This is a genomic window from Pseudoalteromonas sp. 3D05 (assembly GCF_002723455.1).
Lineage (GTDB): Bacteria > Pseudomonadota > Gammaproteobacteria > Enterobacterales > Alteromonadaceae > Pseudoalteromonas.
The window spans coordinates 70,701-95,396 of sequence record NZ_PDUS01000017.1 but is presented as its reverse complement, the minus strand read 5'-3'; the positions used below and the strand labels follow the sequence as shown (position 1 = coordinate 95,396).

General features: G+C 41.3%; 12 protein-coding genes. 9 read left to right on the top strand and 3 right to left on the bottom strand.

Annotated features, from left to right (window positions below; all coding sequences use genetic code 11):
- The first annotated feature begins 781 nt into the window (after positions 1-781).
- Together CSC79_RS15735 and CSC79_RS15730 are read left to right on the top strand one after the other, a co-directional pair.
- A complete protein-coding gene (locus CSC79_RS15735; RefSeq protein ID WP_099296695.1) occupies positions 782-3,343 on the top strand; it encodes a TonB-dependent receptor in 2,562 nt (853 codons plus the stop codon).
- Positions 3,344-3,561: 218 nt separating this feature from the next.
- Entirely contained in the window at positions 3,562-4,971 is a 1,410-nt protein-coding gene (locus CSC79_RS15730; protein ID WP_237114043.1) for a TonB family protein, read from the top strand.
- Here CSC79_RS15730 and CSC79_RS15725 read toward each other — a convergent pair.
- Complete coding sequence (locus CSC79_RS15725; RefSeq protein WP_099296694.1) at positions 4,952-7,087, bottom strand: winged helix-turn-helix domain-containing protein; 2,136 nt, start codon at positions 7,085-7,087, stop codon at positions 4,952-4,954. The genes CSC79_RS15730 and CSC79_RS15725 overlap by 20 nt on opposite strands.
- Positions 7,088-7,314: 227 nt before the next feature.
- Between CSC79_RS15725 and CSC79_RS15720 the strand changes: the two genes are divergently transcribed.
- From CSC79_RS15720 to CSC79_RS15700, 5 genes are all read left to right on the top strand, one after another.
- A complete protein-coding gene (locus CSC79_RS15720) occupies positions 7,315-9,870 on the top strand; it encodes a TonB-dependent receptor (protein ID WP_237114042.1) in 2,556 nt (851 codons plus the stop codon).
- Positions 9,871-9,963: 93 nt separating this feature from the next.
- Positions 9,964-12,012 carry a S9 family peptidase gene (locus tag CSC79_RS15715; protein ID WP_099296692.1) on the top strand — a complete coding sequence of 683 codons (2,049 nt, stop codon included), beginning with the start codon at positions 9,964-9,966 and terminating at the stop codon, positions 12,010-12,012.
- 192 nt (positions 12,013-12,204) lie between these two features.
- Complete coding sequence (locus CSC79_RS15710) at positions 12,205-12,630, top strand: hemerythrin domain-containing protein (protein WP_099296691.1); 426 nt, start codon at positions 12,205-12,207, stop codon at positions 12,628-12,630.
- An 813-nt stretch (positions 12,631-13,443) separates the two neighbouring features.
- A complete protein-coding gene (locus tag CSC79_RS15705) occupies positions 13,444-16,104 on the top strand; it encodes a glycoside hydrolase family 16 protein (RefSeq protein ID WP_099296690.1) in 2,661 nt (886 codons plus the stop codon).
- A 79-nt stretch (positions 16,105-16,183) separates the two neighbouring features.
- Positions 16,184-19,165, top strand: coding sequence for a TonB-dependent receptor (locus tag CSC79_RS15700; protein WP_099296689.1), 2,982 nt, complete (start codon positions 16,184-16,186; stop codon positions 19,163-19,165).
- 89 nt (positions 19,166-19,254) lie between these two features.
- On the opposite strand, the gene CSC79_RS15695 is transcribed toward CSC79_RS15700, so the two are convergent.
- Together CSC79_RS15695 and CSC79_RS15690 are read right to left on the bottom strand one after the other, a co-directional pair.
- Positions 19,255-19,452, bottom strand: coding sequence for a CPXCG motif-containing cysteine-rich protein (locus CSC79_RS15695; protein ID WP_099296688.1), 198 nt, complete (start codon positions 19,450-19,452; stop codon positions 19,255-19,257).
- A gap of 164 nt (positions 19,453-19,616) precedes the next feature.
- A complete protein-coding gene (locus CSC79_RS15690; RefSeq protein WP_099296687.1) occupies positions 19,617-20,042 on the bottom strand; it encodes a hypothetical protein in 426 nt (141 codons plus the stop codon).
- A 180-nt stretch (positions 20,043-20,222) separates the two neighbouring features.
- On the opposite strand from CSC79_RS15690, the gene CSC79_RS15685 reads away from it, so the two are divergent.
- Positions 20,223-22,526 carry a TonB-dependent receptor gene (locus CSC79_RS15685; RefSeq protein ID WP_237114044.1) on the top strand — a complete coding sequence of 768 codons (2,304 nt, stop codon included), beginning with the start codon at positions 20,223-20,225 and terminating at the stop codon, positions 22,524-22,526.
- A 12-nt stretch (positions 22,527-22,538) separates the two neighbouring features.
- Positions 22,539-24,692: a bifunctional TVP38/TMEM64 family protein/FAD-dependent oxidoreductase gene (locus CSC79_RS15680; RefSeq protein ID WP_099296685.1), complete on the top strand. Its 2,154-nt coding sequence runs from the start codon at positions 22,539-22,541 to the stop codon at positions 24,690-24,692.
- The last annotated feature ends 4 nt before the right edge of the window (positions 24,693-24,696 follow it).

The window sequence follows — 24,696 nt, the reverse complement described above, 5'->3', positions numbered from 1 at the left end:
GCAAATTTAACCTTGAAAGATCAACAGACCCTAGCCTATTGCAAGTAAATTCAACGCAGTTAGCGCTGAAAGTAGCCGCTGGAGATAGATTTATTATCCAGAGTTCAGGTTATTTAACTTTCCTATACTCGTATGGAGTTTAGCGCTTGATTCGTCAAAGCTCAATTGCCACTAAGCATGCAAAATACGCTTCCATACGCATTATCCTTTAGGTGCTCTTACTCTAAAATTAGTATCTTAGTAAGTAGCCATCTATCAAACCGCACACATCAAATTACCTATAGAAAGCCCCACATTAAGGTGGTTGTCTCACCACAACTGCAGTATTACTTTAAATTATTTAATGAGTAACAGATTGCTCAGCTAAATACGTTTTGATGCTATATCTTTTTTAATTTAGCTAAAAAAATACATTACTAGATGTGAAACACTTCTAAATATAACTCTAAATCCTTTAAGTAAACTTAATTTATTAAAATAAATTAAAACACACTAAAACTCAACTCATTGTTTTATATTAATTAAAATAAAACTTCAGTTTAATTCATTATCATTTTCGTAACTTTCACAACTATTCATTTAGTTTCAAGACTCGTTTAATCAAAAGGCGTTTAATAGAAAAACAAACCCAAGTTAGTAACTGTTATTGCCATACATTTACCTTACTGCTTTGGGGGAGTGAATCGGTTAATAAAGGCTGTGTCATAAAGCAATGTAAGCAGGCCTTTGAGCCATACCGTTAAACATTAAAAACGAAGTGTTGATTCAAGGGGAATCGAAAATGACAAATATAAAAATGAATAAACTTCATCTGGCTATAAGTGCATCACTTATCACATCAGCATTAAGCTTACCGATGGTAGCACACAGCGCACAAGCACAAAATACGGACGAAGTTGAAGTTATTCAAGTACGTGGTATTCGTGGAAGTGTTGTTAAATCACTTAATACTAAACGTTATGCAAACACAATCGTGGATGCTGTAACCGCTGAAGACATTGGTAAGTTCCCCGATCAAAACGTTGCTGAGTCATTGCAACGTATCACAGGTGTTTCAATGAGCCGCGCATTTGGCGAAGGTGAAAGGATCAGTATTCGTGGTACATCTGAAAACCAAAACCGTACCTTACTCAATGGTCAGGCTGTTGGCTCTGCTGATTGGTGGGTAGATTCATCAGCAAGCCGTGGCTTTAATTTCACAATGCTGCCATCTGAAATTGTATCGGGTCTTGAAGTTTATAAATCGCCTGAAGCTGATATTGATGAGGGTTCAATCGGTGGTACTGTTATTGTTAGAACTCGTAAGCCACTAGATTTAGAAGCCAATAAAGTGGCAGGTTCAATTTTAATGCAGCACAGTGAAGTGTCTGGTGAAACAGACCCACAGCTTGCTGGTTTATACAGCTGGAAAAATGATGAAGAAACAGTAGGTGCACTTGTCTCTGTATTTAAACAAGTACGTAACCTGCGTCGTGATGGTATCGAGGCTTGGAGCTGGACGCACCGTGATATCACCTTAGAAGACGGCACACAAATTAATGATGTTTACACGCCAGGTGGCGGTGGCTCAGCGATGTTTACTCAAGAACGTATAAGAACAGGTTTCAACTTAACATTACAATACCGCCCTACTGATGATATTGATGTGACTTTCAATGCGCTTAATTCGACAATGAAGGCTAACAATGCGAATCAAAACTTCCTATGGCTACCAGGCTATGGTAATTCAAAATACACGTCTTTAGATGTTGTTCAACATGATAAAGTAGGCAATTTCGCGCAAGCTGGTACATTTGGTCTCTCTCCTGACGGTAATAATATTCTTGATGAAACGAAAGTTCGTAACTCGGAATTAAAAACTAATTCATATGATTTAAAGCTTATCCATGAAGGTGAAATCTGGAAATCATCGTATCATTTAGGTGTCACAGAGGGCTCTGGCGGAACACAAACTGACCGAAGTGTTGGGTGGGAAGGCAATGCCGAGCACAGCTTTAATGCCGCTAATGTTGAAAGTATTGAAACCAGCTATGCTAAAAGTCCAGCAGATGGCACACAATGGGATTTAGGCTTCCTCCGTTATGACTCAAATGATGCGCTTGATAAAGAATATTATGCTCAAACCGATTTTGAACGCGCTATTGATGTGTCTGTGTTTAGCAAAATCAAGTTTGGTGTAAAATACCGCGACCACAAGCGTGAAAACGTTCGCTTACAATCTCAAACACGTACTGATTTAAATTGGAGCTTAGAAGATTATTCAAACGCTTCACCCAGTGACTTTTTATCAGGGATCGGAAGCAGTGGCACTCTAAGTAATTACGCAATGACCGACTTGTCTAAAGTGCGTAAAGATGGTGATGCACTTGATTGGCAATACAACTTATTATTTGATAGCAACTTTGCAATTGAAGAAAACATTTTTGCAGGTTACGTAAAAGCAGATATAGATGTTGAAGGTATGCGCGGTAATATTGGTGTTCGTTTAGTTGAGACAAAACAAACCACAGGTGCGTATGTAGGCCCCGCGGATGCAAAAGTATGGCAAGAGGAAGAAACTGACTACTTTGATATTCTTCCAAGCTTAAACTTAGCGATTGATCTTAATGATGATATGTTGCTTCGTATTGGTGCTGCACGCGTAATGACACGCCCAGACTATGCCGCGATGACGAACGCCACGACTTACAATACTGAAACGCGTGTTGGAACTGGCGGTAACTCAAATATTGACCCGTACCGTGCCACTCAATTTGATGTTGGCTATGAGTGGTATTTCGCAGATGCAGGTATCTTCTCAGCAGCATTATTCTATAAAGATTTACAATCTACTTTAGGCAACAACACGCAAACTGAAGTGTTTAATGGTATTGAAATTGAAATTAGCCGCCCTGTAAACGGCCCTTCAGGTACATTGAAAGGTTTAGAGCTTGGCTTTCAAACCGAAATCACACAAGGTTTTGGCGTTGCTGCTAACTACACGTTTGTAGATGGTGAGTCTAAAGATACGCAAGGCAATGACGTATTAATTCCGGGTATTTCAGATCACACGTACAATATCAGTACTTATTACGAGTCAGAAACATTCGGTGGTCGTATCTCATACAACTATCGCACAGGCTATGACACTGGCCGAGCATGGCCTGGTTACCAAGATGCATATGGCCAAGTTGATGCAACATTTAACTACAACGTAACAGAGAACATTACGGCTGTATTTGAAGCGACAAACTTAACTGACGAACATACATTTAGCTACCAAGAAAAAGGCGTTAAGCAAGCCTTAACTGGGGTTTATGCTGATGGACGTCGCTTCTCTGCTGGTATTCGTTTCAATTTTTAATAACGAATTAGTCGATATTCCTAGCTAACACAGGTCATCGACTCTCGCCAAGGATGGCCGCCCCTATGCCCAGGGGTTTAAAGCAGGCAACCTTTTGGTTGCCTGCTTTTTTTATTAAACACATCGCATAATCGCGCTAGTAATAATAAACAAAACAAGTACAATCAGTAAGTAAAAACACCACTAAGTATATGTTAGCAATAGCGCAAGTTTATTAAGTGTCAGCAAAAATATATAACTACTCAGCCAAACCTACACCATGCTTTTTATTTTTAAAAGTGTGTATTTTTGTGTGTGGGCTGCTGTTTGGGTTTAACGCTAAAGCAGACCTTCTTAGTGCAACGCTTGATTACCACCAAGGCAAATTTTCAAAAGCAAAACAAGAATTTTTACAACTTGCGCAACTTGGCAACCCCGATGCTATTTATAATATTGCAGTAATGTATTTACACGGCCAAGGCGTTAAAAAAAATACAGCGCAAGCCTATGCATGGTTTAGCTTAGCTGCCGATTTTGGCTTAGTTGATGCCCGTGATACAGCCATGCTGATCGCCAATCAAACACCTAATCAACAACCACTTAATGATGCCTATAATGCATTGCTAAAACAGCTAAGTTTTGCGTGGTACAACGAACAACTTAGGCCAGAACTCAATAGTACAGAAACTTTTAACTCCTCAATTGTGCGTGATTACATGGTTGAACCTAGCTACCCAGAGCATGCCTATAAAAATGGTATCGAGGGCTGGGTTTGGCTTGAATTTGACATAGATGAAAGTGGCGCGGTTACCGACATTACTATTATTGACTCTAACCCTGAAAAAACCTTCGATAAAGCAATTATTAATGCTGTCAAACGTTGGCATTATCAAGCCAGTAAGGAACACTTACCATACTACAACAGGTCGTTAATTTTCCACTTCACAACGTTTAAAGGTAAACAATACGCGCAAAGCTTTAAAAGCCAGCAACGACAATACAATGAAAAAATTACGGATTTAATTGATGAGGCAGAACAAGGTAATGCCATTGTGCAATATTATATTGCAAATTGGCTAAGCTCGGATGAATATAATGCAACGCGTTTGTTGAAGTACCATTGGCAACACAGTAATGCCAGTGACGAATTACTGTTGAAATCCGCAACGAATGGCTATGCCAATTCACAGTACCGAATTGGTGCTAATTTATTACGTGGGGAGTACGGTAAAGTAGAAAGAGAAAAAGGCCTCAACTGGGTATTACTTGCTGCACAGAATGGCTTAGCCCAAGCTCAATATCGATTAGGCCGAGAGCTATTAGATAAAAAGTACCTCGATTATGCGCCGAATAAAGCATTAAAGTGGCTAACTGCCGCTGCAAAGCAAGGGCTATTTAGTGCTAAGAGAGAGCTGACGAAATTGCTTTACTCATTTGAAGATGCTGATGTAAGTGCTGTAAAAAGAGCTTTGAACTCAGCTTTAGCTGATGATCCCACGCACCCCCCTCTGCTATTAATACAAGCCAAAATCATAGCGAAAAGAGACCCAGAAGCCGCTAAAAGAATCGCTCTGCAAGCATTAAAAGAAGCAAAAAGTAGAAACTGGTTTACTGGCAATATTGACGCCTTTATTGCGTCTCAGCCTTAGTTGCTTTGTGTAACAAAATATCGGTTTCAATACCATCCACTTGGCTAAACACCACATGCGTTCCATCAGCGGAACTACTTATGTTTAAATTAATATCCAAGTCATAGCCGTATACACCTAGCTCTTTGATGAACACATTTCGTTTTTGTGTCGTCAAATAGCAATATAAACGCAGCTGATGCCCTTGTCTAAGCACATAATAAACCCCTCCATTAAACACCGCGGGCTTAAAAAGCGATAAAGAAGGCAATAGTTGCGACAATGGCAGCTGTTGTTCAAGTGCTGCGGCTAAAAAGCTTGAGACATGCTTCTCGTATTCAATGTATGAAGCATTAAGTTGCCAAAGTAAATGGTTATCATCAAGCGTTTCCAGTGGCGCGTTGTCTTTTACTAGGGTATTACTTGTTAATTGAATGTCATAACGCCAATCTTGCCATTGCCCTTGCGGGTTTTTTGCTTGGTAATAAATACTATGACTATCTTGTGCCCAATGAACACCATTTAGTTGTTCAAAACCAGAAATAATAGGTACTAAACGCCGAGAAAATGTATTAATCAAATAGATATTATGGAGCTGATCAGCAAGTAAGATATTGTCACCATTTGGCGAGAATAATAAATACTTAGGCGTTATATCGCTGGGCAAAGTTGCAATTAAATTAGCACTTTTACGTTGTTTATGTTTTAACCACACTTCACTGTGAGTGAACCCTGTAATCCCCCGTTTTTGCAATGAAATAAATGCACTTTGTTGACCATCTAACGACACCGCAGGCAACATATCCATGCGTGATGAAGATGATAACTGCTGAGCACTTTTAAGTAATTGTTCTGTATTTAAATCTAATTCGATTTGATACAAATTGATGCGAGCATGCCCTTCAGCATGTGCAATATCTCCAGTTTGCGGGTTTATAGCAATATCGGCAATAAATCCTAACGGTTCATGAACAGTCTGCTTATTGCCATTATATCCATAGCGCCTTAACGCATCATCACCAAGCCAATAATAACCGCGTTCACTGTCTAATAGTAATGGCGCATGCGAGTGGCGACTTCGCTTTATTACTCTTCGTTCAAGCTTTGTATTTAAATCCACTTCACTAAGGGTATACCAGCCAGCACTTTTCTCTAGTATAAGCAGCGTGTTATCAACACTAATATCAAATGCTAATGGCTTAAAGTCCCCTACCACTTGTTGAGCTTCTAACTTAGGGCTGGGAGTAAGTGATAATGTGTACTTAATTAAACGCGCTTGCTCATCTTGCCAATGTGTTGTGTAAATGGTGCGCTCATCAACCCAGTGCAATTTGGTTGGGCCATGACGCTGCTGGCACCGAGTAAGCCTAAACTCAGGGCTTAGCCGCCAAGTCTCAATAGCATTTGCAACTGACATAACACGAATATCACAGCTAATTGGGTCATATCTAAAGTAAGCTAACCACTTTCCATCAGGTGACCAAACAGGTGCTTCCTCTGAATAACCTGAGTTTTTGATGCTATGAACTGTTTTACTTTGATTATCATATACAGCCAAATCAAACTGACTTTGTTGATCGTTTGATTGACTAAATGCCAAATATCGACCATTGGGTGAATAGCGCAAAAACACCTCAGCGCCAGGAGCAGATGTTAATCGTGATTGATATTGATAATCTAACCTCGCCTGCTCAGGAGCTAATAAATATTGGCTTAATAAAGTAAACAACGCACCCAATACAAGCCCGGCAACAATAAACAACGCAGAAGTACGTGGACTCGCTGGCACAACCTTTTCTAAAATCGTTGGCGCATCATTCACCTGTGCAATAAGCTGATAACCAACCCGTGGAATTGTGCGGATAAAGTACGCGGTATTTTTGTCATCAGATAAACTTTTTCGCAATTGAGTTACTAATTGACTGACTGAGTTATCACTGACAACAACATCAGGCCAAACAGCGTCCATTATTTTATCCCGCGTAACTGCTTGCCCTTTTTGTGCAATCAACAACCGCAGTAACTGCAACTGTTTAGCCTCAATAGCACACCATTTTCCCGCCACCTTTATCTTTAAGGAAGCAAAATCAATAAGTACATCATTGAGTAATAATTGTTTTGGCTCTGCTTTTGACATTGTTTGGTTTTTACACAGGTTAATCTATGGTTAAATAAGCGGATAAAGCGTATTATAGGTAAATACGGTACACAATAGCATAGCAAAGTGTGATGTACTTATTTTAAAGCTACTTCTCATAATTAGTATTTTCTCATGTTGTTTTAGTTGGGTTGAATATGACAATAAAAACCATAAATTTTGTTAACATAACATTTATTCTCAGTGTCTTTTTCACGGCCCACGGGATGGCTAAAACAGACTCAAAAACAAACCCAAGCCATTTAGAAACCATTCAAATCAGGGGTTATCATGACAGCGCTGTCAAGTCTCTTTTAGATAAGCGCGACAGTCAATCTATTATAGATACTATTAGCGCACAAGACATCGGGAAATTTCCTGATAAAAATGTAGCAGAAGCACTCCAAAGGGTGACTGGTATTTCACTTTCAAGAGCACAAGGGGAAGGTGAGCGTGTTGGTGTCAGAGGCACTACACCAGAACAAAATCGTACATTCTTAAATGGTCAGTCTATAGCCTCGGCTGATTGGTGGATCTCTACACAGCCAAATAGAGGGTTCAATTACACATTATTACCTGCAGAACTCGTTACATCTTTAGAAGTGTATAAAACGCCGCAAGCGGACCACAATGAAGGGTCATTAGGTGGAACAGTTAATATTAAAACCCAGCGTCCTTTGCACATACAGCGTAATCCATTTGTAGTTAATGTACAAATGCAATACAACGACTTGTCTGGTGAGTTTGATCCTTTACTAAATACTTTTTATAGCTGGAAAAACCCAGATAAAGATCTCGGCATACACCTCACATTTACTCGCAATCATCGCTCTTTACGCCGTGATGGTCTTGAATCGTGGGGCTGGCACGAACGAAACTATAATAAAAATTCGCAAAACCAGCTGACGCCGACAACAAATGAAAATGCAGATGTAAAAAATATTTGGACCGCAGGTGGTGGTGGCTCCGCTATTTTTCAACAACAGCGAATATTAACTAGCGCAACAGCAAGCATCGAATACCAACCAAACCTTGATTGGAACATCCAGCTCAACACTTTGTATTCAGTACTTAGCGCAGATAATAGTAATCAAAATTTTTTATGGCAACCAAGCACCGTATTTGCAAGAGGCGGCCACATAAATGATCCAGTGATCATAGATGGTACGCTTGCATACGCTGAATATTCAAAAGTTCCCGAAAATAATGCCCAAAATCTACCTTTTAGTACTGCCATGGAAGCAATTTGGCGTGAGTCACAAATTGATACCAGCAACCTGCACTTATTAGTAACTCAGCAAGCTAATTTGTGGCAAAACCAGTATCAAGTAGGCTTCACCAAAGGCGGAGGGGGCTCTAAACAAGATTACACCTCTCAGTTTTCAACTAATACGGCGTTTACTGTTGATACACGTCAGAACAAAAATATTATCGCAAACTACGATGTATCACCACTTGATGCGCAGGCGTGGCAATTAACTGAAGCCCGTAATGATAGCCAAGACTCAAATGATCAAGAGTTATACCTACAAGGCGATTTTGAGCGAGTGGTTGATCATTCAATTATTAGCGCTTTTAAACTGGGCGCAAAATACCGCGATCACCAACGTGATTTTATTCGCTACCGTTCTTTTAATGGCGCCTTTGATGGCTTAGCACAACAACTAGATTGGACCTTGGCAGATTACCCGAGTCAGTTGCCTACAGGGTTTTTAGCTGACATTGGTAATGCACAAACACTAAAAGAATATAGCTATGCAGACATTAATAAATTATCGAATGATTTTAAAAATATAGATTTTACCCAACAAGAAGAAAAAGCAAGTCGATTTGATATTCAGGAACGCACTTTAGCAGGTTATGTTAAATTAATGCTAGAAGGGCAAGATTACCGCGCGAACCTCGGGCTAAGGCTGGTAAACACTCAGCAAAATGCCAGCGCGTACAAACGGATTGGGTCAGCAATTTCACTGCAACAAAACTTTGTATGGCAACAGCATAAAAAAAGCTATGTTGATATACTTCCCAGCGTCAATGTCAGTATCGATCTGACTGAAAACCTTATAACACGGATTAGTGCTGCTCGGGTTATGTCGCGCCCACAATACAACCACTTAATGCCTTCAACAAACTACAATGTCACTCAGGCGCAAGGCCAAGGTGGTAATCCAGATTTAGATCCCTACCGTGCCAGCCAATTCGATTTTAGTCTAGAGTGGTACTTTGATGATGCCGCCCTACTTTCGATGGCATTGTTTAACAAAGACGTTGAATCGTTTGTTGAATTTAAGCGAACCATTGAACAACATGAAGGCATAAACATGACCATAGACCGCCCTATAAATGGTAATGGTGGCACAATACGCGGTGTTGAATTAGGCTATCAACAAGAACTATTTTATGGCATTGGTCTGATTGCTAATTACACTTTCGTCGATGGTAATCGCACCGATAGCTCAACGGGTCGCAAAAATTATGTACCTGGAACCTCAAAGCACACGGTTAATTTAACAAGTTACTATGACAATGAATGGCTCAGTGCACGCTTAGCTTATAATTATCGAACCCACTTTGCTACAGGTGTCGGTGAAGCAATAATGGATGATTTTGGTCAACTTGATGGCAACTTGACTTTTAAAGTTAGTAACCATCTAGATTTGGTATTTGAAGCTATTAATCTTACTGATGAAATTACACATATTTACGAACGTAACCACTATGCACCCACAGGGGTTTATCAGAATGGCCGACGGTTTTATTTCGGTGTTCGCTACAGCCATTAATCGTCAGTGCTTGGACGTTAATCGCATATTTTAGTAATTAAGGTACGCCTTGTTATACTGTGCAAATAATTATTACAAGCGAAGGAAATACCCATGCTAAAAACCAGTTTAGCGTTAGCCGTTGGACTTACGAGTTCATTAGCTTTTGCTGCTACACCTATTACAATTGAAGATATCCCAAAAATTCAGTCAGTTATCCAGACCAGCGTTAGCCCTGATGGTGATAGCGTTGCTTTTACTCGATCAGTGCCGCGTACTCTTTACGTTGATGAAAATGGCCGTAACTACAGCGAACTGTATGTTGTAAATGACGAAGGTGTTGAACGTCCTTTCATCACAGGTTCGGTGAATATCAAAAGTATTCAGTGGTCAAATGATAGTAAAAAAATCTACTTTTTAGCTAAACTAGAAGACGAAAAGTACACTGCGTTGTACCAAATACCGGTTGATGGTGGTGAAGCACAAAAAGTACTTTCACTTAAAGACACATCTATTTCAAGCTATCAGCTCAGCCCCAACAATAAGCAGCTAGCCATCTTAGCTATGCCTGCTGCCGACAAGTCAGATAAAGAACTTAAAAAACTGGGTTTCAAGGCAGAAGTATATGAGCTTGGCCTAAAGAACAAGCAGCTATTTATTGTTGATTTAGAAAAATCAGATAAACCAGTTACCCCAACAGCATTAAACGTAGAAAACTACGTAAGTGATGTTAACTGGGCGGCCAATGGCGAAAAGTTACTTGTTAAAACTCAGCCAACAGCACTTATTGATGATCGATACACAAAATCTATGTGGCATTTATACGATGTTGCCAGTAACCAAGTAACGTTATCATTTAAAACAGAAGGCAAATTGGGCGATGCAGAGCTTTCTCATGATGGTAAGTACATTGCAATCATCGGCGCAGAAGATAAACATGATCCAGCGACAGGCCGTTTATTTATAGCTGATACTAAAACAGCACAAATTACAGAATGGCTGCCTAATTTTATGGGCCATATTGCTGACATCGAATGGTCAAACAAACGCAATACGCTTAATTTCATAGCGAATGTTGGCACTCAAAGCTATGTAGCAAGTATCAAAGCAGGCTCAAAAAAATATAAAAAGCTGATCAAAGAAGGTCAATTTATTGCTTCTAACCTGAGTATTTCAGACTCAGATAAAACGATTGCGCTTCGCGGTAACACTGCAAAGCACCCTAACGAAGTATTTATTGTACGTAAAAGTAAAGCCACACGTTTAACAGATTCAAACGAATGGTTAAACGACAAACGTTTTGCAAAACAAGAAACCGTTTCTTTAAAAGCACGTGATGGTGTTGAAATTGATGGTGTACTTGTATATCCGCTTGATTACAATGAGGGCACGCGTTACCCATTAATTATGTCTGTACATGGTGGCCCAGAAAGTCATGACAAAGACGGTTGGATAACAAACTACTCTCGCCCAGGGCAAATGGGAGCTGCACGTGGATATGCGGTATTTTACCCGAACTATCGCGGTTCAACAGGTAAAGGTGTTGATTACTCGAAGCTTGGCCAAAATGACTATGCAGGCAAAGAGTTTGATGACTTGGTTGATTTTAAAAATCACCTTGTTGATATGGGCTTAGTTGATACTAAACGTGTTGGTATTACCGGTGGCTCTTATGGTGGCTATGCGTCAGCTTGGGCGGCAACTAAACTAACCAAACACTTCGCAGCAAGTGTGATGTTTGTCGGTGTAACTAACCAACTGTCAAAGTTTGGTACGACTGATATTTCAAACGAAATGAACTTAGTTCATGCGCGTTCATACCCTTGGGATAAATGGCAATGGTACTTAGAGCGCAGCCCTATTTATTGGGCTGGTCAATCTGAAACACCATTACTGATCATGCACGGTAAAGATGATCCACGTGTTCACCCTGCTCAGTCAATGGAAATGTACCGTTACATGAAGGTACAAGGTAAAGATGTTCGCTTAATTTACTACCCAGGTGAAGGTCACGGTAACCGTAAAGTGGCGGCACAATACGATTACAGCTTACGCTTGATGCGTTGGATGGACAATTATTTAATGGATGGCAACAAAGACATGCCAGCCTTTGAAATTGACCACGCGGCTAAATTAAAAACAGTTAAAGACGCGAATAAATAATTAGTAAATTAATAATTTAATTACTCCAAAGGCTAACCACAGTGTTAGCCTTTTTCATTTTAGTCTGTAATTATTACAAAATAAAACCTACGAAGCACTTCAAGTACAAACAAAACCATTATAAAACAATGCTTTAAATTATGGTTCATCCTTTGCACAATCAAACTATATTAAAATAAGCAAGGATACATTATGAATATTTTTGAAGCATTACGTCACGACCACGATAAACAACGTTCACTAGTAGATGCCCTGATCAAAACCAGTGGTGACTCTGAAAACCGCCAGTCACTTATGACTGAACTAAAACATGAACTCGAAGAGCATGCTAAGTTCGAAGAACGCTTTTTTTATAATCCGCTGATGTGCGATGACTTAACCCAAGAGAAAGCACGTCACAGTGTTGCTGAGCACCACGATATTGATGAGCTGATTGAGGCACTTGAAAACACAGAAATGAGCTCACCTGCATGGCTTGCAAAAGCAAAAAAACTGCACCATATAGTACACCATCATCTTGAGGAAGAAGAACAAGAGGTGTTTCAACTAGCAGGTAAAGCACTTACTGAAAATCAAAAGCAGTTATTAGCTGATAAATACAACAACGCCATGCATTAGTATACCCAAACCACCTCAAAAGGCAGAATTCAGCGTTTCACAGGGGCTTAATTTAAAAGCGTTACTTTGCAACAAAGGCCATTCCTTTTAAGAAGGAACAACGATGAGACTAAGTGCTTGTGAAGCGCCCAATGGCTTGGCATAAAAGCGATTTATACTGCGTTATTATTTTTAACAATAGACCCAGCAATCAATGCATTGCCTAAATCGCTTTCAATTCCAACAACGCTCGCATCCTGAGATGGTTTGAGTTTATAGCTCTTATTCAGAGTTCAGGCTCAGTAACAACCGAGCATTTCGGTTGTTACCTCTCTTCTGGTTCAAATAATTTTCCACCCGCAAACTTCAATGATCACTAATAACCTAAGGACTTCCCTTTAATTATTCGTGTTTAATATTCACCACGGTATTACTGCAATAACATCTTTAAAAAGTCGTACTAAAATAGCGACAGCTTTTATAGGTTAAAGAAGCAACATTCAATGTTTGGCAATTATTGCATTTTAGCGTTTTTTAACAGAATATTTAAAGTTTGATATCTTCATTATAAAAAATAAAATATTTCAATTTAATCAATGGCATAATTAAAAATCATTATTATAACTTCCCACCTTAATCAAACAGTAGTTAAATAAAAGTTAATTAAAGACATTAAATATGTTGACCTAATGCACGCATTATCATACGCTTTGTAAGCGCTTACATTGTTAGCGCAATCTTTATCACACACATGTAAGCGCTTACATGCAAATTTTAAAAAATGAACTATGCTAACAAGCGCTTCCATCTATTAAGTCGACTGGGGTTCACATAATGAACATGACAACATCCAATCTTAGCCGTTTCTTTGCAGCCACATCACTAACAATGTTGTTCGGTTGCGGTGGCGGCGCTGAAACAAAATCTGATTTAACAGCTGTCGAACCAAGCGAGCCCGTCTCTGATTGGGTAATGGTTTGGAGCGATGACTTTGACGGTCAAGCGATTGATACATCAAAGTGGAACTTCGAAATAAATTGCGCTGGCGGTGGTAATAATGAAAAACAATGCTACACCGATAGCAGTGAAAACGCTTTTTTAAGCGATGGCATCTTAAACATCGTAGCTCTTCCAGCGGAAGAAGGTGCAGAAAAGCCGTACACTTCAGCCCGTTTAACCACTCAGTATAAAGCAGATTTTACCTATGGCCGTTTTGAAATGAGAGCAAAACTGCCATCAGGTCAAGGTAGCTGGCCTGCATTTTGGATGATGCCAACAGACTCCGAGTATGGCGAATGGCCTCGTTCTGGCGAAATTGATATCCTTGAGGCTGTTAACCTTAAAACAGTTGGGGAAGATGGCACTGTAGAGTCAAATATTTATGGCACACTGCATTATGGCCGCGAATGGCCAAATAATGCAAGCTCTGGAAAAGCTTATACATTTCCAGAGGGCATGAACCCAGCTGATGACTTTCACACGTATGCTATTGAATGGCAAGAAGGCGAAATACGCTGGTATGTTGACGGCTACTTATATGCAACACAACGTCGTTCTGAAGTGCGTTACAACTCAAAAGATGAAGCCGTTGGCCTAAAACATAAAGGTTGGTTTGCTGAATACTTTGAACAAGGCAGTGGCGAACTGACAACTCACTGGGATACAGCGCCGTTTGATAAAGATTTCTTCTTAATCCTTAATCACGCTGTAGGTGGTGATTGGCCAGAAAACGTCAACAACTTAGGCATTGACGAGACTGCATTTGCAGAAGGTCAAAGCTTTGAAGTTGACTATGTACGTGTATATGAGTGTCAATCAGACCCTGCCACAGGTAAAGGCTGTGAAACTGTTCGTCCTGGCTACGATAGCTTAGATGACGCGCTAGTTGAGGGTGCAGCTCCAGTGCCAACACCACCAAGTGATGGTGTAGCCAAAAACCTAAACATTTTTGACGGCGGCTTAAATTCAAGCTGGATAGCATGGGATTGTTGTGGTGGTACCGTTCCTGCGACAGTTACAGATGCCGACAAAGGCGAAGTCATTCAGTTCAATATCAATGATAACAACGGCACAGTATTGGGCTTTTCTACACGCGGTGGCCATTTCCCTGATGACTTTGCAGGCACTTCAGCGCCATTTGATGCATCTCCATTAGTGGACGTAAATGGTCGTGTAACCTTTGAAATGAAGGTGGTTACTCCGCCAAATGCCGACACCATTTGGTTGTTAAAAGCTGAAGCGGGTGACGGTGGTCCAAATACGGGCGACGTTCCATTAAACCAAAGTTTAGAAGGCTTAGACCCTGTTGTTGGTCAATGGCAAACCTACACATTCCCTCTTTCGTTTTTACAAGAGAAAGGACTTGATCTGAGCGCGATAGACGTACTAATGATTTTCCCAGCATGGCAGACAGGCGAAGGTGCTGAGTACCTCATTGCTAATATTGCTATTGAAGGTGACTTAGGGGCATCGCCAGAGGTCGTTTTATTTACTGATGGACAAAATCTTGATTGGCCTATGTGGGATTGTTGTGGTGGTTCAACCCCTGTTGAAGCCATGGATGACGACGAACATGGCTTAACAGCCGAGTTCAGTATTGGTGCTGAACCAACTGTAATGGGCTTTAACACCCGCACATCAGCAGGTGGCAGCGGCAAAGCATTCGACGCAAGCAGTATTTTAGAAAGTGGTGTACTACAGTTTGATGTAAAAGTGATGACGGCTCCAAATAGCCCAGAATCAACTTGGGTAATGAAGATTGAATCTAACGAGGGCGACTCTGCTGTAGAGCTCCCACTAACAGACGCAGGTGATGCACCCGTTGTCGGTGAGTGGAAAACATATACGTATACACTTTCAGACCTAGCTGGCGCAGGTTTAGATGTAAGCGCTCTGGATGTAGTGATGATCTTCCCAGCATGGGGCACAGGCGAAGGCGCGGTATACCGTGTTGATAACGCAAAAATATACGATCCAAGTGCAGCCGCTCCTGCGGGCAACGAACTGACTGTATTTAAAGATAAAGCAGCCGATATGTGGAGTATTTGGGATTGCTGCGGTGGCTCTACCCCGACTGAGCAAGCAGACGATGACGCACACGGCACAATTGCACAATTTGAAATTGGTGCGGCACCAACTGTAATGGGCTTTTTAGCCGACGAAGGTGTGTCTTTTGATGCATCGGCTATTTTAGCGACCGGCGTTGTTCAATTTGAAATGAAAATGGTAACCCCCCCTAATGCAACAGATGCACAGTGGTTGTTCAAAGTTGAATCAACGGGCGCTGCGACAGCAGTAGAGCTGCCTCTTTTAGAAAGTGCTGAAGGCGAAGTACCAACGGTTGGTCAATGGCAAACATATACATTTACATTGCAGTCGTTGTTTGATGCAGGCTTAGATATCAGTGATATCAATGTACTTATGATTTTCCCAGCGTGGGGCTCAGGTGAAGGTGCTGTGTATCGTGTTGATAATGTAGTTATCGCGAACCCGTAATACACCTTATTAAGTGGCAGATAATCAACAGAGTTGTTTGTCTGCCTACCCTAACAAATTTAGTAAAAGCAGAGCAATTATGAACACAATTAAGTTTAAAAAAAGCCAACTAGCGGCTTCTGTGTCACTTATCATCGCTGCAAGCACATTTAATTTAGCTTACGCAGCGCAAGAAGAAACTGCCGAACCAGAGCTAGAAGTAATTGAAGTAAAAGGTATTCGAGGCTCATTGATTCGTTCAATGGATGTTAAACGAGATGCATCCGGTGTTGTTGATGCCATTTCAGCTGAAGAAATGGGTAAATTTCCAGATACCAACCTAGCAGAATCACTACAACGTATTACCGGTGTATCTGTAAGTCGCTCTAACGGTGAAGGCAGCCAAATCACAGTGCGTGGCTTTGGCCCATCATTTAACCTCGTAACACTTAATGGCCGCCAAATGGCTGGCACAGGTTTTACACGCTCATTTAACTTTGAAAACCTATCATCTGAAGGTGTTAGCTCTTTAGAAGTAATGAAAACAGCCCGTGCAGAAATGCCAACAGGTGGACTAGGTGCCACTGTTAACATCGTTACAGCAAAGCCATTACAAAAGCCGGGTGAACGTTTTTCATTCATGGCAAAAGGGATTCATGACTCGTCTGTAGAAAACGGTGATGAAGTGACGCCTGAGATTGCTGGTATCTACAGCAACACCTTTGATGATGAGCGCTTCGGTGTATCAGCAAACTTTTCATATCATCGTCGTGATTTTCAAAAGCAATCAGCAAATGTACGCTCGTGGTTAGTAAACCCTAACCTTTCTTTAGATGCTGAAAATATTACTGATAATCGCCCAACAGACGCTGACGGTAACCCAGCAAAACAGTATACGGATGCTAACGGAGAACGTGTTTCTGCTGCATTCTTCCCGCAAGAAATTAGTTTTGCCAAAGACGACATTCAACGTGAGCGCCTTAATGCACAAGCAACGTTCCAGTTTGCTCCTACTGATAACTTAACGTTTACCCTTGATCACACAATCTCAAATGCAGTGACGGGAAATAACTCACTATCTTGGGGTATTTGGAATGGCTCATTTGGCGGTAATGCGAACGAATATGAACTAGACGAAAATGGCACAGCCATCTATTACAATTCAGCGGGTGATGATGCATCATTTACTGCATTTCGTGAAACAACCGAGGTAGATGCTAAAGCGACCGGCTTAAATGTTGAGTGGCTCGCCACTGAAAACCTCAGCTTTACACTCGATGCACACACATCAAAAACAACGATTGATAACGGCAAAGATACCGGTTTGAACGCCAATGGCCGTATTATCTTAGGTTCAGCTGATATTGCTTCAAAAGAGTATTCTTTCCGTGAAGGTGATGTACCTGGTTTTAATGTTAATTGGAACAATGGCACGCAAGAAATCGACCCTAATCAAATAGGCTCTAACTTTAGTATTTTCACTCGCACGCCGGGTGAATCTGAAGTATCCCAAGTGCAGCTCGACGGTCAATTATTTACTTATACTGATATTGGCCTTGAAACAGTTAAATTTGGCGCAGCCTACACTAAGCAATCCTTAAGTGAATGGGGTGGTTCAAATAATGCAAATGCACCAGGGTTTAATAACGGCACATTTGCTGAGATTTTTCCTGATGCGATGTTTGAACGTGTTGACTTAGCAAACTTCCTCGATGAGTTTTCTTTTGGTCCAAATGGCGTAGCGCCAGGTTATGCTTACACGTATGATTTTGATGAAGCTTTTGCGCGCCAAAGTGCATACCTTACAGAAGACGTACTAGGCAGTGATGTATATCAAATTGGCACCTTTGATGGCTTTCCAACTAATAAAGTTGAAGAAGAAACCATCAGCTTATACCTTTCAACGAACTGGGTATTTAATGTAAGCGATTACGATGTATTCGTTAATTTAGGTGTACGTTATGAAGAAACCGATATTGTCAGTCCAGCTAAAAGCCGCGTGGCTGAACAAGTATACTGGGCTGGTGGTTCTGAATGGTTAACGCAGTTTGCAAGTGGCGGTGAGTTAGTAGAAGTTGACTACAAAGGCCAATACGACTTACTCCTTCCGATGATCGATATTAAAGTCGATTTAACTGACGATTTAGTCTCTCGTGTATCATGGGGTCAAACAATATCCAGACCTACACTAGACGCTATGCTAGGTAACTTGAGTCTTACCCCTTCACCTAAGTTAAACTCACGCAGTGGTAGTCGCGGTAACCCGAATTTAAAACCATTTAAATCAACAAATTTTGATTTGAGCTTAGAGTATTACTACAACGAAGGCAGTTACGCAGCGGTTGGTCTATTTTGGAAAGACGTTGATGACTGGATTGACAACACACAAGTTAATGCAACCTACGAAGGTCTGCATGACGTCTATTTAGGTGAACGCTGGAATAACGCAGTTGCTGCCATTGAAGGTCGTGGTGAACAAGCAACCGACGGAGCAATTTACAATGAGATTGTTGCAAATGGTGTAGGTATTGGCGAAAACAATCGTATTTTACCTGACCCTGCAACCGATCCGCTGATTGAGTGGACAATTGAATCACCCGAAAATGTGGGTTCTCGAAAGGTTAACGGTGTAGAGGTCTCTATTCAGCATTTGTTTGGTGAATCTGGCTTTGGCGCAGGCTTCAATGCAACTATGGTTGACGGTGATGTTGAATATGATAACCACATACTTGCCTCTCAAGCTATTTTAGCAGGACTGAGTGATTCAGCGAATCTACAAGGTTTTTATGAAAAAGACGGCTTATCTGTAAAAATTACAGGTGCGTGGCGCGACCAATATCTTATAGCGCAAGGTTTACCGGACTCAGGCGCCACTGCGCCACCACAGTACGCTGAAGAGTATCTTCAATGGGATGTTAGCGTTAACTACGAAGTCAACGAAAGCACCACAGTGTTCTTTGAAGGTGTTAACTTAACAAATGAAACTGAACGCTCATTTAGCCGATTCGAAAGTCAGTTCTTGAGCGCAGCTCAATACGGCCCGCGATACGCAATTGGCTTTAGGTATTCAATGGGCAACTAAACAACACAACATTCCCCTATTGCTAAATCAAAAGCCGCTCATAGAGCGGCTTTTTATATACATAACGAAAACCCTGTGCCTATAAACGCTTAAAACCCCTCATCATCACTTGAAACAGTAACGAAAAGTGCCTCATCCATATCCATTTGCACTAAAAAGTTAATAGGCTTACAACACACTTGGCAATCTTCAATGTATTGTTGATCCAAATCACTGGGATCAATCAATATATCTAAGCGTTCACCACAGTAAGGGCATGTGATGGTACTTTGTGTTAATTGATTCATTACAATAGCTCCTTGCACTATAAAGTTTGATAACTGCAACCTGCTTTATTTTGACGATTTACTCATCTGCTTGATACTTTATCATTGTGATAAAAAACCTAAAACAATACATCGATTTTTAAAGTAGCCTTAGCTAATCTCGCTTAATTTACCTTTAGTCTAATTTACGATGCACGTCTCACGGCTATAAATTTAACATCTTGGTCGCGCAATAAGTAAAGCGCAAAACAGGCCGCCCACATTGGCCATGCTGCAAAAAACAATAAATTGTTAAACCCATCAAGATATTGCGCGTAAGATGAGAGTGTGGAAGCACCATGCATTAAAAAAATTAAACCATAAGTAATACGCTTTTTGATACCCGCCATAAATGCAAACACCAGTACCAGCTGTAAACTCCCCAAAATATAGGCTATTGTGTCAGTAGACCCACTTATGCCATAAAAATGTTCGAAAATGCGTGCGCTGTGCCCTGGGTTTACAAACTTATCCAGCGTCCACATCAGCATCACAATAAATACGCCTAAGCGCAATGTAAATAAAGACCATTGCAGGCGGTTTTGAGTATCTGTGGTGATTGTTTGAGTCATTATCTTTCCTTTGTCTTGTTTACTACTAAAAACAACAAGACCGAGCAGACGTCAATTTCTTACAAAAAAGTTTATAAACTATTTTGAAAGTATTTTTACCCCTTTAGGGTCTCATACAGCGTATATACCCTATTTAATTGCAGTGAGATGATTTTGAAATACGCATTTTTAGCACTAAGTATTTGTGCCAGCTTTACATCAGTCGTAAAAGCAAACAACGAAATTGAAGTAATCCAAGTATCCGCAGAAAAACTAAAAGCCCATCAGCTATCGCCCAAAGATGCGAAAATAAGCGGGCCATTTGGCGATGATCTATCACTAAGCGACATCGCCCGCGCGATTACTCCAATTAGTAGCGACATGATTGAGCAACTCAATATCACCACTTTACAAGATATTTTAGCCGTTACACCGAACAGTTACGCCGCCAGTGGCTTTGGTGCTCCCAGCTTACCCACACTTCGCGGTCAACTGGGTGAACTTTATCAAGATGGAGTACGTCGACAAGCAGGTAACAATGGCTTTGGTATCCCCATATCATTTAATGCGATTGAGCAAATTGATGTGGTGAAAGGCGCACCACCAGTTCTACTTGGTACTAGTCAACGTAATGGTGGATTCGTTAATTTACATTCAAAAACAGCCAATACCGAAACCTCACAAGGCAAAGCAACTATATCTGCGGGACGTTGGGATCACTACAGTGCGCAACTCGATTATTCAGCGCCTATAGTCCAAGGCGAAAGCGGGTTTAGAGTAAGTGCTGAGCATATTGATAATGGTAGTTTTTATGATTACGCGGGTTTTCAAAGTGATAGCCTCTTTGCCGCCGTGCGGTTTTTACCTGATGATAAAACCAGCTGGGATCTAAACTTTGAGCTCTATCATGTTGAGTTTACTGATAACGCAGGTATAAACCGCCCCACACAGGCATTAATCGATAACGGGCTTTATATCACAGGCCAAGGCGTGCAACCCAATGGCAGCACAGTACCTGGCGCCGGGGCAATTGTCTCGCCAACTGGGCAAGTGATGTTACCGCGCAATCAAGTATTGACCGACCCTGACAACATAAATGACGCTACTACATACCTATTTCACAGCGTGTATAAACGTCAGCTAAATAACCAGTTAAGCCTTAAAAACATTACTTATTTTCAGCATTTAGAACGCGAAGAAATTGCGCAAAATAGCTTTGTAGAAATTATCGATGGCGCCGACACAGTGCAAAACCGCACTGAGTTAAATTATCAATGGGCAGACAATCAAAACACCTTATTTGCCTTAGATATGCGTTATAACAAGGTCAAAGGCTTTAGCCAATTTACCACCGAGGCTGACTCCCCTATTGACTTAACGGGTCCAATTGAAAACCGCCGCATCCCTCTTACAGCAGAACAACAGGCCCGTTTGGTTGAATTGCGCCCAGGTGTATTTGTATCACCAGGGGGTCAATACGACATAAATAATGATGGCAATGGTGATTTTTCACTTTCTGATACGACTAACTCCACCAGCGTGCAAACAGGCATTGCGATTCAGCACGATAGCCAATGGACCAACCAACTTCGTACCAGCGTTGGATACCGTATCGACTATTATGATGTGAAAGCAAGCGATCCTATTGCACCCCAAGGTCAAATAGCCGCCAGCGATAATATTTATGAAACCCTTCACTCAGGTCAAGCGAGCATTAACTATAAACTGACACCAGCACTGACAAGTTACATGGCAGGAAGCTACAACCAAGCAACCTCAAACAGTATGGCTGGCGGTAATGTATTAGGTAGTGATAACAAAATAAGTGCTCAGAACTTTGCAACTGATAACACGCTCGCAGAAGTGGGCTTAAAATACGCACCTGCAGACAGCGCGTGGTACGTTGACGGGGCGTTATTTAATCAACGCCGCAGTTTGCGTAATCGAGATGGCAGTAATACAGGTATTCGCACTCAAGGCTTCGAAAGCCAGGCTTTTTATGATGCAGCCAACTATTGGTTTAGTGTTGGTTACAGTTATATTGATGCCCGATACGATAATTCAGCAAGCAGCCAAGGCGCAAAGCAAGTATCTGATATATTTGATAACTCTCGCCCCGATATTATAAACGGCACAGCGGGTGGCGCGCCTAACTTTACTGCATTTGCTCCATCAACACAGCGTGTACAGGGGATACCTGAGCAATCTGTCAGTGTAAATGGCGGTATGTCAATTACGCCACAGTGGGATTTTGGGCTAGGCGCTATTTACACAAAAAGCTACCCTTTAGACTATTTAGCCACGGTTTATATACGCGACCAATACACACTCAATCTAAATAGTCGCTATGTATTCAATGAGCAAATGGCTTTGCGTTTAGACATTACCAATGTAACCAACCAAGATAACTGGCGACCCGTGTTTGAAGGCGGTTACTTTGGCGCAACACTCGTTTATCCAGAGCTGCCTATTCATGGCAAATTGACCTTTACCTATAACTTTTAATAGCGAGTGAACATGTTAAAAAAATTACTATTATTGATTGTTGCCTTGCTGGGTGTAGGGCTCTTTTTTCACTTTGATATTCACCAACTACTTACCCTTGATGGCTTAAAAGGATCAATGGAAGAATTTAGCCAATGGCGCGAACAATCGCCACTTTTGGTGATTGGAGGGTTCTTTTTACTCTACGTTGTGGTCACTGCACTGTCATTACCCGGTGCTGCCATTTTAACATTGGCTGCGGGGGCACTATTTGGCCTTGTTGAAGGGTTATTGGTTGCCTCTTTTGCATCAACCATTGGCGCTACGTTAGCGTTTTTAGTCTCGCGATATTTATTACGTGACGTGGTTAAGAAACGTTTTCCAGAACGTTTGTCTGCCATTGATGCAGGCGTTGAAAAAGAAGGCAGCTTTTACCTATTTACCTTAAGGTTAGTGCCTGTTTTCCCATTCTTTTTGATAAACCTGTTGATGGGCCTAACAGCTATTAAGTCATGGACATTCTATTGGGTCAGTCAAATCGGCATGTTAGCCGGCACATTTGTATTTGTTAATGCGGGCACACAATTAGCTCAAATTGATAGCTTATCGGGCATTTTATCCTTAGACCTTATAGTCTCATTTGCACTGCTGGGTGTATTTCCGCTTATTGCAAAAGCAATTATTAATGTACTAAAAAAACGTAAAGTATATAAAAATTATACTAAACCCAAACAGTTTGACCGCAACATGATTGTCATCGGAGGAGGCGCTGGTGGTTTGGTGACCAGCTACATAGCTGCCGCCGTGAAAGCAAAAGTCACGTTAATTGAGGCCGGTGAAATGGGTGGCGATTGCTTAAACTATGGTTGTGTGCCAAGTAAAGCAATTATAAAAAGTGCTAAAGTTACTGAACAATTTAAGCATGCAGATAAATATGGTTTAGAAAGTATCAGCCCTGAATTTTCATTTAAAAAAGTCATGGCCCGTGTACACCAAGTCATTGCTGATATTGCCCCGCACGACAGTGTTGAGCGCTATACTAATTTAGGCGTTGAAGTACTTAAAGGCTACGCCAAAATTATTGACCCATGGACTGTGGAAATTAAACTTAACGACGGTGGTAGCCAAACGCTTACCGCTAAAACAATTGTTATTGCTACCGGCGCTCGCCCGTTTGTGCCGCCACTACCCGGTATAGAAGAAACAGGCTATGTTACCAGTGACACATTGTGGAAAAAGTTTGCAGATTACAATCATGCACCTAAAAAGCTTGTGGTACTTGGGGGTGGGCCAATCGGCTCTGAGCTAGCACAAAGCTTTGCACGGCTAGGCTCATCGGTTACGCAAGTCGAAATGGCCGATCGCATCATGATCAAAGAAGATATTGAAGTTTCAGAGTTTGCCAGCCACGCTTTACAAGCCAGTGGCGTGAATGTATTAACCAATCATCAAGCGCTGCGCTGTGAAGCTCGCGATGGTAAAAAGTACATTATTGTTAAACACCAAGAGCAAGAGCTTGAAATTGAATACGACGAACTGTTATGTGCCGTTGGCCGTAGTGCCCGCTTAACCGGCTATGGCCTTGAAGAGTTAGGTATTGAAACCAACCGAACTATTGTTACTAACGAGTACTTAGAAACCCTTTATCCGAATATTTTTGCTGCGGGCGATATTGTCGGTCCGTATCAGTTTACGCATGTTGCAGCTCACCAAGGCTGGTACGCTGCGGTAAATGGCTTATTTGGGAACCTTAAAAAATTCAAGGTCGATTATCGCGTTATTCCATGGACCACGTTTATTGATCCAGAAGTAGCGCGCGTTGGTTTAAACGAGCAAGATGCTATCGAACAAGGGATTGATTACGAAATAACGCGCTTTGAATTTAAAGAGCTTGACCGAGCAATTACAGAAAGTGCAACGCAAGGCTTTATCAAAGTGATCACACCCAAAGGCAAAGATAAAATACTCGGCGTTACCGTGGTGTCTGAACATGCTGGCGACCTAATTGCTGAATTTGTATTAGCAATGAAGCACGGCTTAGGCCTTAATAAAATACTAGGGACGATTCATAGTTACCCAACCTGGGCTGAAGGTAACAAGTACGCGGCGGGTGAATGGAAACGTGCTAATGCGCCACAAACTGTGCTTAATTGGCTTGAGAAATACCACACTTGGCGCAGAGGCTAAAATG

Bases quoted from the DNA above. Each gene is read 5' to 3' on its own strand.
- CSC79_RS15735 (WP_099296695.1), top strand. From the start codon at position 782: ATGACAAATATAAAAATGAATAAACTTCATCTGGCTATAAGTGCATCA.
- CSC79_RS15725 (WP_099296694.1), bottom strand. From the start codon at position 7,087: ATGTCAAAAGCAGAGCCAAAACAATTATTACTCAATGATGTACTTATT.
- CSC79_RS15720 (WP_237114042.1), top strand. From the start codon at position 7,315: ATGGCTAAAACAGACTCAAAAACAAACCCAAGCCATTTAGAAACCATT.
- CSC79_RS15715 (WP_099296692.1), top strand. From the start codon at position 9,964: ATGCTAAAAACCAGTTTAGCGTTAGCCGTTGGACTTACGAGTTCATTA.
- CSC79_RS15710 (WP_099296691.1), top strand. From the start codon at position 12,205: ATGAATATTTTTGAAGCATTACGTCACGACCACGATAAACAACGTTCA.
- CSC79_RS15705 (WP_099296690.1), top strand. From the start codon at position 13,444: ATGAACATGACAACATCCAATCTTAGCCGTTTCTTTGCAGCCACATCA.
- CSC79_RS15700 (WP_099296689.1), top strand. From the start codon at position 16,184: ATGAACACAATTAAGTTTAAAAAAAGCCAACTAGCGGCTTCTGTGTCA.
- CSC79_RS15695 (WP_099296688.1), bottom strand. From the start codon at position 19,452: ATGAATCAATTAACACAAAGTACCATCACATGCCCTTACTGTGGTGAA.
- CSC79_RS15690 (WP_099296687.1), bottom strand. From the start codon at position 20,042: ATGACTCAAACAATCACCACAGATACTCAAAACCGCCTGCAATGGTCT.
- CSC79_RS15680 (WP_099296685.1), top strand. From the start codon at position 22,539: ATGTTAAAAAAATTACTATTATTGATTGTTGCCTTGCTGGGTGTAGGG.